The 18,111-nt window shown below is 42.7% G+C and carries 12 protein-coding genes; 9 read left to right on the plus strand and 3 right to left on the minus strand.

Going from position 1 to position 18,111, the window contains the following annotated elements; all coding sequences use genetic code 11:
• Position 1: 1 nt before the first annotated feature.
• A complete protein-coding gene (locus BMW45_RS13875) occupies positions 2-1,699 on the plus strand; it encodes a DUF4091 domain-containing protein (protein WP_092244629.1) in 1,698 nt (565 codons plus the stop codon).
• On the opposite strand, the gene BMW45_RS13880 is transcribed toward BMW45_RS13875, so the two are convergent.
• Positions 1,700-3,901 carry a helix-turn-helix domain-containing protein gene (locus BMW45_RS13880; RefSeq protein ID WP_166433354.1) on the minus strand — a complete coding sequence of 734 codons (2,202 nt, stop codon included), beginning with the start codon at positions 3,899-3,901 and terminating at the stop codon, positions 1,700-1,702.
• A gap of 333 nt (positions 3,902-4,234) precedes the next feature.
• Between BMW45_RS13880 and BMW45_RS13885 the strand changes: the two genes are divergently transcribed.
• Genes BMW45_RS13885 through BMW45_RS13895 form a run of 3 tightly spaced genes read left to right on the plus strand, consistent with a single transcriptional unit; the run spans position 4,235 to position 9,607 of the window.
• Positions 4,235-5,596: a Wadjet anti-phage system protein JetA family protein gene (locus tag BMW45_RS13885; protein WP_092244635.1), complete on the plus strand. Its 1,362-nt coding sequence runs from the start codon at positions 4,235-4,237 to the stop codon at positions 5,594-5,596.
• Positions 5,593-6,243, plus strand: coding sequence for a DUF4194 domain-containing protein (locus BMW45_RS13890; protein ID WP_092244637.1), 651 nt, complete (start codon positions 5,593-5,595; stop codon positions 6,241-6,243). The genes BMW45_RS13885 and BMW45_RS13890 overlap by 4 nt, the downstream gene beginning before the upstream one ends.
• On the plus strand, positions 6,224-9,607 hold the full coding sequence (locus BMW45_RS13895; protein WP_092244640.1) for an ATP-binding protein: 3,384 nt from the start codon (positions 6,224-6,226) through the stop codon (positions 9,605-9,607). The genes BMW45_RS13890 and BMW45_RS13895 overlap by 20 nt, the downstream gene beginning before the upstream one ends.
• 326 nt (positions 9,608-9,933) lie before the next feature.
• Here the strand turns inward: BMW45_RS13895 and BMW45_RS13900 are convergent, their stop codons facing one another.
• Positions 9,934-10,794 carry an aldo/keto reductase gene (locus BMW45_RS13900; RefSeq protein ID WP_092244643.1) on the minus strand — a complete coding sequence of 287 codons (861 nt, stop codon included), beginning with the start codon at positions 10,792-10,794 and terminating at the stop codon, positions 9,934-9,936.
• 214 nt (positions 10,795-11,008) lie between these two features.
• On the opposite strand from BMW45_RS13900, the gene BMW45_RS13905 reads away from it, so the two are divergent.
• From BMW45_RS13905 to BMW45_RS13915, 3 genes are all read left to right on the plus strand, one after another.
• Positions 11,009-12,349 carry an IS30 family transposase gene (locus BMW45_RS13905; RefSeq protein ID WP_092240044.1) on the plus strand — a complete coding sequence of 447 codons (1,341 nt, stop codon included), beginning with the start codon at positions 11,009-11,011 and terminating at the stop codon, positions 12,347-12,349.
• Positions 12,350-12,716: 367 nt separating this feature from the next.
• Positions 12,717-14,057 carry an IS30 family transposase gene (locus BMW45_RS13910; protein WP_092240044.1) on the plus strand — a complete coding sequence of 447 codons (1,341 nt, stop codon included), beginning with the start codon at positions 12,717-12,719 and terminating at the stop codon, positions 14,055-14,057.
• A 322-nt stretch (positions 14,058-14,379) separates the two neighbouring features.
• Positions 14,380-14,784 carry a MerR family transcriptional regulator gene (locus BMW45_RS13915; RefSeq protein ID WP_092244646.1) on the plus strand — a complete coding sequence of 135 codons (405 nt, stop codon included), beginning with the start codon at positions 14,380-14,382 and terminating at the stop codon, positions 14,782-14,784.
• 82 nt (positions 14,785-14,866) lie between these two features.
• Here the strand turns inward: BMW45_RS13915 and BMW45_RS13920 are convergent, their stop codons facing one another.
• Positions 14,867-15,508, minus strand: a complete 642-nt coding sequence (locus tag BMW45_RS13920; protein WP_025234347.1) for a helix-turn-helix transcriptional regulator — start codon at positions 15,506-15,508, stop codon at positions 14,867-14,869.
• A gap of 253 nt (positions 15,509-15,761) precedes the next feature.
• On the opposite strand from BMW45_RS13920, the gene BMW45_RS13925 reads away from it, so the two are divergent.
• Entirely contained in the window at positions 15,762-17,105 is a 1,344-nt protein-coding gene (locus BMW45_RS13925) for an ABC transporter substrate-binding protein (protein ID WP_092244649.1), read from the plus strand.
• An 81-nt stretch (positions 17,106-17,186) separates the two neighbouring features.
• The gene (locus BMW45_RS13930; RefSeq protein WP_092244652.1) at positions 17,187-18,110 is read left to right on the plus strand and encodes a carbohydrate ABC transporter permease; all 924 of its coding nucleotides are present in this window, start codon (positions 17,187-17,189) and stop codon (positions 18,108-18,110) included.
• The last annotated feature ends 1 nt before the right edge of the window (position 18,111 follow it).

The following is an 18,111-nucleotide window of genomic DNA, read 5'->3' on the forward strand; positions in this document are numbered from 1 at the left end:
TATGGTACGTTATGAGTTTTTTTTAACACATTCCCTGGAGAAGGTATTTCCGGATTGTATGCCGGAAACATGGAAGCCGGGCTGGAATCTGGAGGGATTTCGGAATGAAATAGTATCTTTTCAGCTGATATACACTGCCCTGGATGGAGAGCGTGGGATGCCGCAGCAGAAATTTCGCATCCAGGTATCCGGCGCAAAGGCGAGAATGAGAAAGGTGGGACTGGTACCTTCGGATTATCCCTGCTATGCAGAATATGATACGAATTATATTACTACCAAAGCGGGCATGTTTCCCGATGTGCTGTTACCTTTTGATGGCACGGTGTTACCTGTTACCGGTCAGATGAGAAGCATCTGGATTGATATTGATCTAAGGAACCTGGAAACGGGGAGCCATGAGATATCAATTACAGCAGAAGCGGAAGAGATAACAACCTGTGCAAACGGCGTGATTATCCATAATCCCTATGCAGTGGAACAGAACTGGAAGCAGACCTTGCAGCTACAGGTACTTCCGGCGGTCCTACCGGAGCAGAGGCTTCTGCATACAGAGTGGTTTCATACGGATTGTCTGGCGGACTATTACAATGTTGAAGCTTTTGGCGAGGAGCATTGGCAAATTGTTGAGAACTATATCCGTTTTGCAGGAGAAGAGTGCGGGATTAATCTGCTGCTAACGCCTGTTTTTACACAGCCGCTGGATACAGCAGTGGGAGGGGACCGAACAACCGTCCAGCTGGTGGAGGTGATACGGAAAGAAGGGCAGTACCGATTTGGATTTGATCAGCTGGAGCGGTGGTGTAAGCTATGCAGGAAATATGGGATTGAGAATCTGGAAATCGCTCATTTCTTTACCCAGTGGGGAGCATATGCCACACCAAAGATCATTGCTGAAACAGAGAACGGTAAGGAGCAGATCTTTGGCTGGGAGGTGGAAGCTGTTTCCGCAGAGTACCGGTATTTTCTGGAAAGCTTTGTACCAGCGCTTCTTGGGAAGCTGGCAGATCTCGGATATGAAAAGAATCAGCTGTTTTTCCATATTTCGGATGAGCCTGGGGAAGAACATCTGGAGAGTTATCTGGCAGCCAAAAAACAAGTTACTGATCTGCTAGAGGGATATACCATTGTGGATGCGCTTAGCAGCTACGAATTTTACAAGCAGGGTATCGTCGAGCACCCAATTCCGGCAGATGACCATATCCAGCCATTTATTGACCATGGTGTGGAGGATCTGTGGGTGTATTATTGCTGCGTACAATGCGTGGATGTGCCAAACCGGTTCTATGCGATGCCAAGTGCGAGAAACCGGATTATGGGAGTGCTGATGTACTTGTACCGCATCAAGGGATTCCTGCACTGGGGCTATAATTTTTATAATTCTGCTTTTTCCCTCCGGCATATCGATCCTTATGCAGAAACCCATGCAGGCTTTGCATTTCCTTCCGGAGATCCCTATCTGGTGTATCCGGGAGAGGGAGGCAGTGTAGTTTCCTCCATCAGGAATCAGGTGCAGATGGAAGCTTTTTATGACCTGCGGGCCATGGATTTACTGGAAAGCCTGACAAACCGGGAAACGGTGGAGTCTTTGATTCTGGAAGGAGAGAAGGAAAAAATGACATTTAAGTCATACCCCTCCAGCAGCAATTATCTGTTTGAGCTTCGCCGGAAAATAAACCGGGAAATTATTAAGAGGATATAGTTATTTCTGGTTCTTTCTCAGAGTATTCGGCGTCTGCAGTTCGTAGCGTTTGAATACTCTGATAAAGGATGCATCACTGGAAAATCCTACGGCTAATGCGATCTCCCGGATACTTAAATCTGTGTCGCAGATTAATTTTTTGGCCTGTTCGATCCGCAGGGAATTGATATACTGTACCACACCGATGCCAAAGGCGGTTTTGAAGGTAGTGGACAGATAAGAGTCACTGATATTCAGTTCTGCCGAAATCCGGTAAAGCCCCAGCATCGGATCAGAAAAATCCCTTAGAATAATGGTTTTGGCGCGTTCAGCGATGCTGGACGTGCCATTTTTGGTACTTTGTGAAGGGGTTGATAGTTCTTTTAAAATACATTGCGTATACTCGCGCAGCTGTGCAGGGGAAGTGCAGGACAGAATCTGAGCTGTGTGAATACTGCATCCGGAAGTCTGAATCTCCTGTTTGACTTTCTGCTTGGCATTTAGTAAAAGATTCTGTATGGCTCTGAATTTTACTTTAGTAATTTCTGATGAATCCTCTTCCGAAAAATAGTTGTCAAAAACAGCGGGTACCAGTACCAGCGCGGCACTATAATCGTTCTGGATCATATTCTTTGAGAAATTTTCAAAAGTATCAATATAAGATAAACCTGGTGATGTAATATTTTCCATGTAGTTGTTGTAACATATGACAGAGGATTCCGGTTTTATCTGGTAATGCAGAGCCGTGACAGCCTGGGCATAGCTGTATTGTATATTGACAAGACCGTCATAATCTAAACCAAGGGCTATAACCCATTTGTCTTCTCCGAACACCTCTGCCTTCATTTCTTTTATAAGCTTTGAAATCGTATTCTGTGAAATGGTTTCCTCAATATTAAAAAGAATCACAATATTTCCTTCATGGAAGGAAGATATCACATCAAAATGGTGTGTTTCCCAATATTTGTTAATTGTTAAAAGCAGGTCTTCATCCAGTTGAGGCCTTGCCGAAACGGGTTCGGCTATGGCGATCAGATAACGTGGATTCTCAAATAAGATATTGCATCTTTTGGCAACATTAAAAATAGCATATTCGCTATGCACGTCGCCGTAAAGTACTGTTTTTAAGAAGAAGTTATTAATCAGGGACTGCTGTTCCTGTACTTTCTCGGTATTGTCCGAGTAATCTTTGATTAACTGGTCGAATCGTTTATGGATGGTCGCATATTCATCATTTTCTTTATCCGGGGTGCCTCCGATTTTATCCAGCAGGTTAATGAGGGGCTTGATATTCTTTCGGCTGATGAGTACAGAAGCGAGGATGCCTGATATTCCGCATATGATAATACCCAAGATGCAGATTCCCAGAGTGATATAAACAGGCTGTAAGTTTTTCTTATGAAAATATGCGTTTAAATAACACAGATTCTTTAAAGAGGAGGGTCTGGCATACAGCAGGGAAGCGGATTCCTCCAGAACAACTGGGGCCTCCAGTGTGTCGGGCAGCAATGCGGCAAGCCGGGTCAATTCCTCGCTGTTACCAGTGTAGGCAATCAGCTGGCCATCCAGTAAAATACCAAGAGATGAATGAGGATCCCCGGAGTTTTCCGTCATAAGGGAAGTATTTAGCAGCTCATCTGCATTCAACTCAAAAACAAGGTAACCTACAAGTTCCTCTGCGTTTTTTATTTTCCGGATATAACAGAACTGGTTTCGGCTGTCTGACTGCAGGTAGGCAAAGTCGCTGTCTGATTCCATGGTGAGAGTGTTCAGCCATTGTTCATAACCATTTAACAACAGGAGATTATCCAGGGCATAATAAGAGTCTGCATCATAGCAGCCTAAATTGCCCACAATTTTATGTAAATTAGGGTAATATATGAATATACTGTCAATTAATTTATTGGAATAATTATAGTTTAACATCTGATCACTGAACTGATAGACTTTCGCTGGGATGGTTTTCGGAGCTGTTTTTAATTTCTTAAGATAAATGTTGGCAGGATGGAGTTCGAGAGAGGAGGAGTATTTATACAGCTCAAACAGGCGGGAATCAATATTTGTCTGAATATACTGGGTCAGATTGCCGCTCATCTGGATGGTATTGTTCCGGAGCAGAACGAGCATGTAGCCGCACAGAATAGAACACAACAATAAAATCGTTACCACAACCAGCAAGATTGATTTAAACCATTTAAAAAATGTTGGATTGTTAAATTTCATATTCGGGGACTCTCCTAACCAAATATCATTTGTATTCTCCTTCCATGATACCATATGGAATGTGGGCGGGCAATGATAGTTTTCGGGTGCGTCCGGGCTGTTTGAGCGGAAGAATGAAAGGCCGGTTCCATAATTTTATTGTAAGAAAGAGGGATTTTTGCTATAATATAAAGAAAGAGGCCTTGGGTTAAAAGAAAAACCCGTGAAAACGAAGATCAACGGCTGTCAAAATGGTGATAGCCGTTTCTTTTTGTCTGCTTTTATAAGATAAGGCCGGTACTTCATGGTTTTTGTCAAAAGAAGCAGAAAAAACAGGAGATGAGGCAGAATCAAATGATATTAATGAATGAGATACCGGACCGGTTCTGGGGATTGTTCCGTTCCATTAACCGGTCTACCTACATAGAAGCTTTGTTAAAAATCAATGAGGAATATGAATACAGCAACTACTTTTTAAGCCGGGAGGTGTGTATTCAGGTTCTGGAGGAATATTTTACGGCAAAACGGCTGGTCATCTGGCAGGATGAGCTGGAAGATGAGGCGGACGCCTTAGAGCCGACTGCGGTCAGGGTCTTAAACTGGCTGTTAAGGGCAGGCTGGCTTCGGAAAGTGGATGACTATGCCTCCATGACGGTCAATATCGTAATTCCTGATTATGCTGCCGTCATGATCGAGGCGTTTTTTAAGCTTGCAAGTGATGAAGAGGATGAGACCCAGATTTATATCCAGAACGTTTATGCAATCCTCTTCTCTTTGAAAAATGATCCGAGGGCCGGTGTAAGCCTTTTGAATACGGCTTACATTAATACAAAGCGGCTTAACAAGACTTTGCAGGACATGCTTCACAACATGGACAAATTCTTTGCAAGCCTTTTGGAGAAGAGAGCATATGGGGAACTGTTAAAGGAACATCTGGAAGGATATGTGGAAGAAATCGTAAAAAAGAAGTACCATATGTTGAAAACTTCGGATAATTTCTATCTTTACAAAAATGATATTAAGCGGTGGATCAGTTCCATGCGGGAAGATACAGAATGGATCGAGCAGATGAGCCGCCGCAGCGGCCAGAAGGTAACGGCAGGGGATATTGTAGAAAAGCTGGATCAGATCGAACGGGGATTTGACGATATCGAGCACCGCATTGCCAATATGGACAAGGAACATTCCCGTTATATCCGCGCTACGGTTACAAGGCTTAACTATCTGTTAAATCAGGAGGACAGCATGAAGGGGCTTGTTATCAGGCTTTTAAATCATCTGTCTGAAACAGAGGATCCGGATGAGGCTATAAAGGAAGTGGGAGGCCTCATGAATTTATCCCAGGTATCCATTCTCTCTGAAAAATCCCTCTATAAAAAGAGAAGGACCAGGACATGCTTTAAAGAAAATTTAATGCCGGAGGAAGAGCCCGCAGAGCTAACCATGGAGGAGATCCTGAATCTAAACCGTTTAAAAAGCCGCTACAGCCGGAAGGAGATCGAAAGCTATATCGAAGCCCATCTGGAAAATGGCCGTATGGAGGTAAAGGAAGATACGGTGAGCTCTCCTGAGGAATTTGAAAAGCTGATACTGGCCTATGATTACTCTACCAGAAGGAAAAGCATGTATCAGGTGGAGGAGCAGGAGGCGGAGCTCATTGACAACGGCAGATACCGCTATCCAAAGCTGGTATTTGTAAGGAGGAAAGAATCATGACCTATGAAGAAAGTGCTGGCATCATCAGCCAGATTCCATATTTTGACGCTTTGGGACAGGGAGAAAAGGAAGAGGTAAGAGCAGGTTTAAGGCTTCTTCTGCAGCAGACCTTTGTTCTGGAGCATAAGTACGACAAGCGTACCAACCGGTTTGCCTATAATCCGGAATTTAAAATCTGTAATAAGCATCTGGAATTTATCCGGGCCTATCTGGCAGTCAGCGGAGTGTCTGTTCTGGAAAACAGCCAGCTGGGCATTATTTATATCCAGGGAGAGAATACGGTGGGAGACAAGCTTCCCAAACTGGCTACCCTTTATTTACTGATCTTAAAACTGATCTATGATGAGCAGATGGCGGCAGTTTCCACCAGTGTCAACATCTACACCACATTAAGCGAGATTCATGAAAAGCTGGGAAATTACCGATTATTTAAGAAACAGCCTTCACCGACGGAAATCCGCCGGGCTATTACATTGTTAAAAAAGTATCAAATTTTAGAACCTCTGGATATTTTGGAGGACTTAGACGGGGACAGCCGCATGATCATCTATCCCAGCATCAATGTGGTATTGTTTGGAGATGACGTGCGGGCCCTGTTAGAAGCACTTGGAGAAGGAGACGATGACGATGACGAATCAGAAATTTGAAGCCCTGTCCCGGATACTCCTTAATAACTGGCATTATATCAGCCGGAAAACCTTATCCATTAACCAGGGGATCAACTTCTTTACCGGACATTCCGGCAGCGGAAAGTCTACGGTTATTGATGCCATGCAGATTCTCCTTTATGCCAATACCGACGGCCGGGGATTCTTTAATAAAGCAGCGGCCGATGATTCCGACCGGAGTCTGATCGAATATTTGCGCGGTATGGTGAATATCGGTGAGAATAATGAATTTGCCTATTTGCGGAACCAGAATTTCTCCACTACCATTGTGCTGGAACTGAAACGGACGGATACGGGCGAATGCCAGTGCGTTGGAATTGTTTTTGATGTGGAGACAACCACCAATGAAATATCCAGAAAATTCTTCTGGCACAAAGGCCCTCTTTGGGAAAACGGATACCGTACCGGTTCCAGGACCATGACGATTCAGGAAGTGTCTGCTTATTTGCAGACCATTTACCCCAAAGAAGATTATTTTGCAACCTCCCATAACGAGCGGTTCCGCAGGCAGCTGTATGATGTATACTTAGGCGGTCTTGATTCGGAAAAATTCCCCCTTTTATTCAAACGTGCCATTCCATTCCGCATGAATATCAAGCTGGAGGATTTTGTAAAGGAATATATCTGCATGGAGCAGGATATCCACATTGAGGACATGCAGGAAAGTGTCATGCAGTACGGGCGGATGCGAAAAAAGATTGAAGACACTGGTGTAGAAATCGCTTATTTAAAAGAAATGAGGGAAACGTTCTCAGCCCTCCGGGAAAAGGAAGAGGAGATAGGTGAAAATACTTATTTCTTCCGCAAGATGGAGATCCTGGATTATCAGGCCAGAATTCAGGCATTGACGGATAAATCCGGGCTTGCAAGAGAAGATTTAAGCCGCCAGGAAGAGCAAAAAGCGGCCCTGGAAAGGCAGATGGAAGATTTGACCTTGCAGGGAAATGAGCTGCTTCGGAGGATTTCTTCCACAGGCTATGAGGATTTGAAAAATCAGTTGGACTCTGCAATGGAATTGTTAAGTCATTTAAATAAAAGCTCTGTTAAGTGGGCGCAGACAGGGGAGAGGTTAAAGGAATGGGTAGACGAAGAGGTCACTTCCAACCAGACCATATGGGACATTGAAGAATTTAAAAAGAATACCATTAATGAGGAAAAGCTGAACCGTCTGAAAAAATCCATTGCCGATATGCGCAAGGAAACAGAGGAAACTCAGAAAGAGGCAGAAGGGATCCTCCGGGATATACGGAAAAAGGAGCGCCAGACAAGTGAGGAGCTAGCCCAGCTAAAGGCCGGAAACAAGGCGTATCCCAAGTATCTGGAACGGGCCAGATCTCTGATCCAGCAGCGGCTTTTAGAGGAAACCGGCAAGGCGGTGGAAGTCCATGTGCTTGCGGATCTTTTGGATATCAGGGATGAAACCTGGAGAAATGCGGTGGAAGGTTATCTGGGCAATAACAAGCTGTCATTGGTAGTGGCTCCGGCTTATTCCGAAGCGGCTATGGCTGTTTACGAGGAACTGGAAAGGTCAGAATATTTCAATGTTGCTATCCTGGACACGGAAAAGGTGGGGCAGAATTCTTATGAAGTGCTGAAAGACGGTCTTGCGGAAGAGATTGTAGTAAGAGAAGCCTATTTACAGCCGTACATTGATCTGCTTTTAGGAAAGGTAGTAAAGTGCAGGAATTTGGAAGAACTGCGCCGCTGCCGCATTGGGGTGACCCCTGATTGCATGTTATATCATACCTTCCGTTTACAGCATATGAATCCCGATAATTATACGAAATTTGCCTACATCGGCAAGGACAGCGTCCGGAGAAGAATTCGGTTACTGGAAAAGAACCTGGCTTCCATGGAAGAAGAGAAAAGGCCCCAGGAACAGGTTTTAAAGGAATGCCGCCGGATTTTATCCATAGAAGGCTTAAGCGAGGAAGTGGGGGTTTACTTAGAGTGGCAGCAGGATATGGCGGCCTTTAAGGAAAAGGAAAAAGAAATCAGGCGGCTGGAACAAAAGCTGGAAAAACTGAAGGCCCAGGATGTAGAGGAATGGGTGAAGGAAAGAGAAGCCGTCTTACAGCTTTGCGAAAGGAAAAGAGAGGAGCAGAGGGCGGTTGATAAGCTGATTTTTGGCATTAACAGCGAAACTGAACGGTTTCGCAGGGAATCCTTGCAGTTACAGGAAGAGCTGGTTTTAAAAGAACAGGAATTTGAACCGGATGAAGAACTGGAAAACAAGGTAAAGGAATTTTTAGGAAGCAAAGAAACTCATCGGTACGACCAACTGAAGAATAAATTTTGGGGAAAATGCAGGGAGGCGGAAGAAGCACGTGACCAGGCATTCCAGGTCCTTGTAGGTGCCAGAGGTGATTACGCCAGAAAATATCCCAACCGGAACTTTTCCTTAACAACAAAGGAAAATGGGGAGTACGAACGCCTTCTTGAGACCATGGAGTGCGGAAATCTGGAGGAATATAAACAGATGGCTGCCGAGCAGGCAAAGTCTGCAGTACTTCATTTTAAAGATGACTTTATGTTCAAGATCCGAAGTGCCATAAGGGATGCGCTTTTGCGTAAGGATGAGCTGAACAAGATCATCAGCAGACTGGATTTCGGCAAGGACAAGTACCAATTTGTCATTGGAAGGAATAAGGGACCGGATGGGAGATATTATGACATGTTCATGGATGATTCCCTGGAGGTAAATCCTGCCTATCTTACGGATTCCTTGGATGACCAGATGAACTTATTCACCATGGAGCACGAGAATCAGTACGGAGAAATCATCAATGACTTAATAAACATTTTCATCCCGCCGGAAAACGCCACACCGGAGCAGATGGAGGAGGCCAAACGGAACATGGATAAATATGCGGATTACCGGACGTATTTATCCTTTGATATGCAGCAGATCATCCAGAACGAGGATGAGGTCATTAAGATCCGCTTAAGCAAGATGATCAAGAAGAATTCCGGTGGAGAGGGACAAAACCCTCTTTACGTGGCCTTACTGGCCAGCTTTGCCCAGGCTTACCGGATCAGCCTGTCTCCAAAGATACAGAGAAATCCCACTCTCCGCCTGGTGGTGCTTGATGAAGCGTTTTCCAAAATGGATGCAGAAAAGGTGGCAAGCTGCATTGAGCTGATCAGAGGACTGGGCTTCCAGGCCATTATCAGCGCAACCAATGATAAAATCCAGAATTATGTGGAAAACGTGGACAAGACCTTTGTGTTTGCCAATCCCAATAAGAAGTCCATATCCATACAGGAATTTGAGAGAGAAAGCTTTCCGGAGCTGATGCGGGAGCTCGATGAAGAGGAGGCTTATCCAGACGCTGATTCTTAGGATCAATAGAACGTATGCTGTTGTTTATTTATTACGCAGTTGTGGCTGAAGCCACTTCTGCAAGGCAGGGGACGTTTCAGACAGTTTCTGCTTCGCACGCTGGTCTGAACGTCCCGCCTTTCAATTGTTCTTATCCTCTGTAAATTTATAGCCGACATCCCCATTCAACCGCCTGCTTGAAGATCTGTTGCTATTCATTTAACTCATTAAGCCATGCGATAATAACTGTTCCAGATGTTCCGCAGGCTGTAAGAGCAAGTATAAGTGTTATCCCTGATAATAGATTGATTATTTTTTTCATTGCATTTACTCCCTGACTTTCAAGATTATATTCGTCCTTTTCTTTCTTCAATCATTTTTACGAATCCATCAACTGCTTCCGGTGTTTGGTGGTTAAAAAATAAACTTGTCTTTGTGTCTAATGCTGTGATTTTATTCATATCCCCTTCTGAAAGCTGAAAATCAAAGATCTCAAGATTTTCCTTTATTCGTTCTGTATGAGTAGACTTTGCCAGAGCAACAATATTCCTCTGCGTAAGCCATCTTAAAATGACCTGTGCGGCAGATTTATCATATTTATCTGTGATTTCCTTTAATATTGGGTTATTAAACATGTTGTTTTTTCCTTCTCCAAACGGTGCCCATGCTTCCATCTGGACACCACGTTTCACCATGTTTTCCTGTGCATTGATCTGTTGATGAAGTGGATTTGTTTCAACCTGATTTACCTGCGGTGCAATCTTATTAAAAGCGACCATATCCGCTAATCTGTCGGGTGAAAAGTTGCTGACACCGATTGCTCTGATTTTTCCTTCCTCATATAAATCCTGCAATGCATGATATGCACCGTAATAATCACTGTACGGCTGATGAAGCAGCACCAAATCTATATAATCTGCCTTCAATTTTTCCATGGACTTTAATACAGATTGTCTTGTCTTCTCATAACCATAATTGTCAATCCATACCTTTGTAGTAATAAATAATTCCTCTCTTACAATCCCGCATTTGCTGATTGCATTTCCAACTTCCTCTTCATTGAAATAAGATTGTGCTGTATCAATATGTCTGTATCCTGCATTAATCGCATCGAGTACGCATTTTTCACAATCTTCCTTTGATATCTGAAATACTCCAAAACCTAATTTTGGCATCTTTACGCCATTACTCAATGTTACATATTCCATATTTTAACTCTCCTTGACATTCTGTACTTTTTTAAATATAATCTGATTATAATAGCCGGTAGTTACTACCGGTCAATACCTATTTTATAATTTTGTTGTTAAATGTTAAAGTGAATTCGTGATTCACCTATTAAATTCGTGTTAGAGGATTTTAGTCTTACACGATATATGGTATGGTAAAGATGGTGGATTCCTCCGATAAAGGAGGTCTATTATGCCCAAGAAAAAAGTATATGACCAGAAGCATCTTTCTACCAGTCAACGTATCCATATCGAAAAGGGCTTGAATGAGGGACTTTCCTTCGCTGCCATTGCAAGGAAGCTGGATAAACATCCAAGCACCATCACAAAAGAAGTGAAGAAATACCGCACTTTTCAGCCTTATGACGCTGATCCCCAAAAGCCGTCCCGGTGTGCTCTGTTCAAAGAATGTACCATGCGGTTCCTCTGTGATGAAAAGGATTGTGTGAAAATGTGCAAATCCTGTTTTGATGTAAAACTGCAGGTTGTTAAATGTTCTTATCTTTGTCCTGAATACAAAGAACCACAATGTCCTTCCGTCCGAAAAGCTCCTTATGTCTGCAATAGCTGCCCTAAAAGCAAACGGTGTAATAAGCATAAAGCATTCTATATCGCCCAAAATGCGGATAAGTCATATCAGGAACTGCTTGTATCCTGCCGTTTAGGCATCAACCAAAATCCTGCCGATATCGCAATGCTGGATGATTTAATTTCACCTTTGTTAAAGCAGGGTCAATCCTTGGCCCATATCTATGCCTTTCATGGGCATGAGATTCCCTGTAGTCGTAAAACTCTTTACAGTTACATTGAGCAGGGTGTATTTACCGCCAGGAATATAGATCTAAGGCGTAAAGTGCGTTATAAATGTAAACCAAGGAAAACAGGTACAAGGATAAGCCTTGCTGCTAAGGAATTTCGTATTGGCAGAACCTATGAAGATTTTCAGAAATACATACAGGAAAATCCTATGATTCCGATTGTGGAAATGGACACAGTGGAAGGTGGACGAGATAACAGCAAACAGGCCTTTATGACGATGTTCTTTCGGAACTGCTCTCTTATGCTGATTTTTGTTTTGGAAGAAAAGACCCAGGATCATGTCATTGGAGTATTTGATCAGTTGACGAAAAAGCTTGGTATAGAAACCTTTCGGGAACTGTTTCCGGTTATTCTTACCGACAATGGAACTGAATTCCAGTTCCCTTCCCGTCTGGAGTGTGATAGAAATGGCCAAATCCGCACAAAGATTTTTTACTGTAATCCGAACAGTTCCTGGCAGAAAGGCATGATAGAAAAGAATCATGAATATATACGTTATGTGATTCCCAAAGGCGAAAGTCTGGATCCATACACACAGGCTGATGCCATAAAACTAATGAACCACATCAATAGCGAAGCGAGGGACAGCCTGAACAGTTGCACTCCGTTCAGGCTGTCCCAGCTTCTTTTGAATAACAAGCTCCATAAACTCCTTAAGCTCAGGGAAATCCCTGCAGATGAGGTCTCACTGAAGCCTTCCTTATTCAAAAAATAAACCTATATACAAGACGGAATCCACTGCCGAATTTAATCCTGCACGAAAAAGGTATGTGGAATTTAGTCTTGCACGCTAAGCCAGATGCCTGTTTACCATGCTTGCACTCATGGAAACAGACCTCTATAAATGCATTATAACGCTATTTAAGTAACCCGTAAACTGGTAAAACATGATTTCAGTCCTGCAAAATCAAGGGAGTAGAAAAATCACGAATTTACCTTCTCACTTAACGTTTTATAATTTTGTTGTTAAATGTTAAAGTGAATTCGTGATTCACCTATTAAATTCGTGTTAGAGGATTTTAGTCTTACACGATATATGGTATGGTAAAGATGGTGGATTCCTCCGATAAAGGAGGTCTATTATGCCCAAGAAAAAAGTATATGACCAGAAGCATCTTTCTACCAGTCAACGTATCCATATCGAAAAGGGCTTGAATGAGGGACTTTCCTTCGCTGCCATTGCAAGGAAGCTGGATAAACATCCAAGCACCATCACAAAAGAAGTGAAGAAATACCGCACTTTTCAGCCTTATGACGCTGATCCCCAAAAGCCGTCCCGGTGTGCTCTGTTCAAAGAATGTACCATGCGGTTCCTCTGTGATGAAAAGGATTGTGTGAAAATGTGCAAATCCTGTTTTGATGTAAAACTGCAGGTTGTTAAATGTTCTTATCTTTGTCCTGAATACAAAGAACCACAATGTCCTTCCGTCCGAAAAGCTCCTTATGTCTGCAATAGCTGCCCTAAAAGCAAACGGTGTAATAAGCATAAAGCATTCTATATCGCCCAAAATGCGGATAAGTCATATCAGGAACTGCTTGTATCCTGCCGTTTAGGCATCAACCAAAATCCTGCCGATATCGCAATGCTGGATGATTTAATTTCACCTTTGTTAAAGCAGGGTCAATCCTTGGCCCATATCTATGCCTTTCATGGGCATGAGATTCCCTGTAGTCGTAAAACTCTTTACAGTTACATTGAGCAGGGTGTATTTACCGCCAGGAATATAGATCTAAGGCGTAAAGTGCGTTATAAATGTAAACCAAGGAAAACAGGTACAAGGATAAGCCTTGCTGCTAAGGAATTTCGTATTGGCAGAACCTATGAAGATTTTCAGAAATACATACAGGAAAATCCTATGATTCCGATTGTGGAAATGGACACAGTGGAAGGTGGACGAGATAACAGCAAACAGGCCTTTATGACGATGTTCTTTCGGAACTGCTCTCTTATGCTGATTTTTGTTTTGGAAGAAAAGACCCAGGATCATGTCATTGGAGTATTTGATCAGTTGACGAAAAAGCTTGGTATAGAAACCTTTCGGGAACTGTTTCCGGTTATTCTTACCGACAATGGAACTGAATTCCAGTTCCCTTCCCGTCTGGAGTGTGATAGAAATGGCCAAATCCGCACAAAGATTTTTTACTGTAATCCGAACAGTTCCTGGCAGAAAGGCATGATAGAAAAGAATCATGAATATATACGTTATGTGATTCCCAAAGGCGAAAGTCTGGATCCATACACACAGGCTGATGCCATAAAACTAATGAACCACATCAATAGCGAAGCGAGGGACAGCCTGAACAGTTGCACTCCGTTCAGGCTGTCCCAGCTTCTTTTGAATAACAAGCTCCATAAACTCCTTAAGCTCAGGGAAATCCCTGCAGATGAGGTCTCACTGAAGCCTTCCTTATTCAAAAAATAAACCTATATACAAGACGGAATCCACTGCCGAATTTAATCCTGCACGAAAAAGGTATGTGGAATTTAGTCTTGCACGCTAAGCCAGATGCCTGTTTACCATGCTTGCACTCATGGAAACAGACCTCTATAAATGCATTATAACGCTATTTAAGTAACCCGTAAACTGGTAAAACATGATTTCAGTCCTGCAAAATCAAGGGAGTAGAAAAATCACGAATTTACCTTCTCACTTAACGTTTTATAATTTTGTGGTAAAATGCAAAGGTTAATTCTTGATTGAAAGGGTAATTTTAAAATTTTAATGTTATTTTTGGAGGTTTTTTATGTATTCAATGAAAGAAGTATGTAAACGAGCAGGCATGACCTATGAAACGTTAAAATATTACTGCAATGAAGGATTGATACCCAATGTAAAAAGGGATAAACACAATTACAGAATTTTTGATGATAGAGATATTGCATGGATAAAGAGCTTGTCTTGTTTAAAACAATGCGGTATGGGAATTACAGAAATGAAGCAGTATGTTGAGCTTTGCTTAAAGGGCAAATCCTCTATTACAGAAAGGAAAATTATATTAGAGCAAAAAAGAAAAGCATTACTGGAAAAACTGCAGGAACTCAACGAATGTATCGAATATATTGACACAAAACAGCAGTTTTATGATGATGTTCTGAATAATAAGATTAAGTATGTAAGCAATCTCATTAATGTTGATGAGAGTCAATAAAATCATAATGAAAAGAGGTTCTTCCCTAAGCCTTTACAAGGCTTTCGGGAGAACCTCTTTTCATTATAACAATTACGGCAGATTAATGGGTGCTTTCATTTAGATAATTATAAATGCTATATCTGGACAATCCCAAAAAGTCAGCCAGCTTTTCAGCCGCTTTTTTTATCAGGAAAAATCCCTTGTCGTCTAAGGTGTGGACAACAGACACCTTCTCTTCTTTTGTCAAATTCCCCACGGATTTTCCGGTCATGTTTACGGCATCTTTCATCATGATTTCCAGCAGTTCATCAACATTTCCCACAAACAGTTCAGGAGTCTGGGTAAGAGCCTGGGAGCTGGAACAGGTAAAGGTCCGTAAAGTGTTTTCACATTTAATCATATCTGTAATATCTAAATTAATGCACAAGCTTCCGTTCACTTTTCCATATTCGTCACGGAAGTACTTGCTGGAAGAACGTAAGATCCGGCCGGTAGGTGTGGCGTTAACATAGCTGTACTGGTCTTCCGGTGATGTGGATCCCTTTAAAATCTCTAATCCGGCATTGGTGCCTCCATCTCCGACTTTTCTTCCGGTCACATGTCCATTCCAGATTGCGACGATTGTCTGGTCATATGGCAGGGTAAGGTCATGTAAAACCACTTCACAGTTTTCTCCGAATTGCATCGCAATGCATTTAGCAATGTCAGACAACAGGTTCAGGTTATCAGAAACATATCCCATAGTAGTATTTTATCCTTTCAACAAAATGTCTATGTAAATTATAAATGAAATGTGAGATAAAGTCCAGTAATAATCCAGTATTTGTTGAAAGATAAAATTAACATTATAAGAAACAGACAAAAAAATAAAAAGAATCCCATAATTATTGTTGACAAAATACATGAAATATAGTATATATTGATTATGAGTTAAACAAAATGTTGAAGATCAATCAACAAAAAGTTCAAACTATATTTTTAAAAGGAGGTATTTTATGAAAAGAGCAATTGGTATTATCATGGCTGCAGGTATGGCTGCATTGGCGGTCACAGGCTGCGGAAGCAGTTCCAAGGAACAAGCCACCAACGCACAGACGACTGCGGCCGGCGGGGAGACAACCAGCGGGGAAACATCTGCTCCGGCAGAAAACAAGGAAGCGCAGGTGATCACTTTCTGGTACAACAACACAGGGGATGAAGCGGCTGTCTATGAGAAAGCGATCAGTGAGTACAATGCTTCCCAAAGCAATTATAAGGTGGAAGGGTTAAGCGTTACGGATGCCCAGAAAGTAATCGTAGCTATGAGCAGCAACGAATCACCTGATGTAATCAAAATAAGCAACCAGACCGTAGTGCAGTATCAGAAGAATGGCTTGCTGGAAAATCTGCAGCCATATGTAGACAAGGAATCCTTTGATTCCTCCATTTATTCAGAGCAGGCTATGAATGCAAATACCATTGACAGAAATATTTATGCCCTTCCCCTTGATGCATACACCATTCAGATGTATTACAACAAGGAACTGTTGAAGGAAGCCGGATACACCGAGCCGCCTAAAACTATGGAAGAGATGTATGAGATGGCAGTAAAGGCTACGAAGGTAGATGGCAGCGGAAATATTGAGGTACTTGGATATCCCTTATTCCCATATGCCTCTGCCAGACAGGAGCTGATCTACGGCTTTGGCGGAAGATGGTGGGATGAGGATTCTAATGTCACTCCTGATAACGCAGGCATTTTAGACAGTCTTAATATGAACATAAAATACAGAAATCAGTTTGGCGGAAAAGCCCTTGATGGGTTTATCGGTACAGCAAATACAAACCGTTATACAGAACAGGATATGTTCTTCCAGGGCAAGCAGTTGTTCCGTCTTGACGGCTCCTGGCTGCCGACCATGATGAAGAATTTTAATTCCACCGTTGATTACGGCATTACCCTGATTCCTGGCACACAGGCAAATCCGGAGCTGAGAGGAACCAGCCGCTATGAGACTGACTCTGTAGCAGTTCCGGCAATGGCTAAGAATAAAGATGGAGCCTGGGACTTTACAAAATGGCTCTGCAGTCAGGAAGGCGCTAAGATCATTGACCTTGGAACCGGAAATCTTCCTGCTGTAAAAGCTTTATACGATGATGCTGATATTAAGGCAGTTCCTGGATTTACAGAATTTATTGACGCTCTGAAGCAGGAAAAAGGCATTCAGTATCCGGTAATGGCAGATTATGATGAATACATATCCATGATCAATGCAGCACTTGATACCGTCTACTCAGGGTCAAAGACTCCTGAAGAGGCACTGAAAGCTCTTGCAGCACAAAGCGCAAATTTAAAATAACAATTCACTAATAAAGGGCGCTGCAGGCAGAAATCTGCATAATGCAGTGCCCTGATCTTCATGTTTGAGAGGGGAAAAGGAATGAAGGGACGAAACGCGACACAGCGGGATTTTATAAATGGGCTGCTGTTTTCATCTCCGTGGATTCTGGGCTTTCTGGCTTTTAGTGTATATCCGCTGATAAGCTCTCTGTATTACAGCCTTACAAAGTTCAATGCCGTAACAGCTCCGCAGTGGGTGGGACTTGAAAATTATAAAGACATCTTTAGTGATCCCCTTGTTTGGAAGAGTTTGGGAAACACCTTATTTATGGCCTTTGTATCTACGCCCATCAACCTGTTCGTAGCGCTGCTACTGGCCAGCATCGTATGCGCCGATTTTAAGGGGCGGGGGTTTGTCAGGACAGCATTTTTCCTGCCTTCCGTAATCCCCATGGTTGCAGCGACTATGGTATGGATCTGGATGTTTGACCCTACCTACGGCTACATCAATAACGTATTAAGCTGGTTTGGAATCAGCGGGCCGGCATGGCTTATGGATGCCCATTATACCAAGTGGGCGCTGGTTCTCATGGGAACGTGGAACACCGGAACCATGATGCTGGTCTGCATGTCAGCTTTACAGTCTGTACCCAAAAGCTATTATGAATCCGCCGAAATTGACGGAGCCGGAAAGGTTTCCAGATTTTTCTATATTACGGTACCATGCATTGCTCATGTTCTTGTGTATCAGGCTATACTAAGCACCATAAATGCATTCCAGTATTTCCAGCAGGTATACATCATTATTACTGCTAATGCCGGAGTAAAAGGCGGAAGTGCCGCCGGCGGCCCTGAGAATTCCATTCTCATGTATCCGCTGTATGTATTCCATAATGCATTTACCTATTTAAAGATGGGTAAGGCTTCGGCTATGGCGTGGTTGCTCTTTGTCATTGTTGCGATTCTCACGGTTATTATGACAAAGGTGACGAGAAAAGCAACAGAAAATGCCGGAGGTGAATAAG

This window comes from Lacrimispora sphenoides, from assembly GCF_900105215.1.
Taxonomy (GTDB): domain Bacteria; phylum Bacillota; class Clostridia; order Lachnospirales; family Lachnospiraceae; genus Lacrimispora; species Lacrimispora sphenoides_A.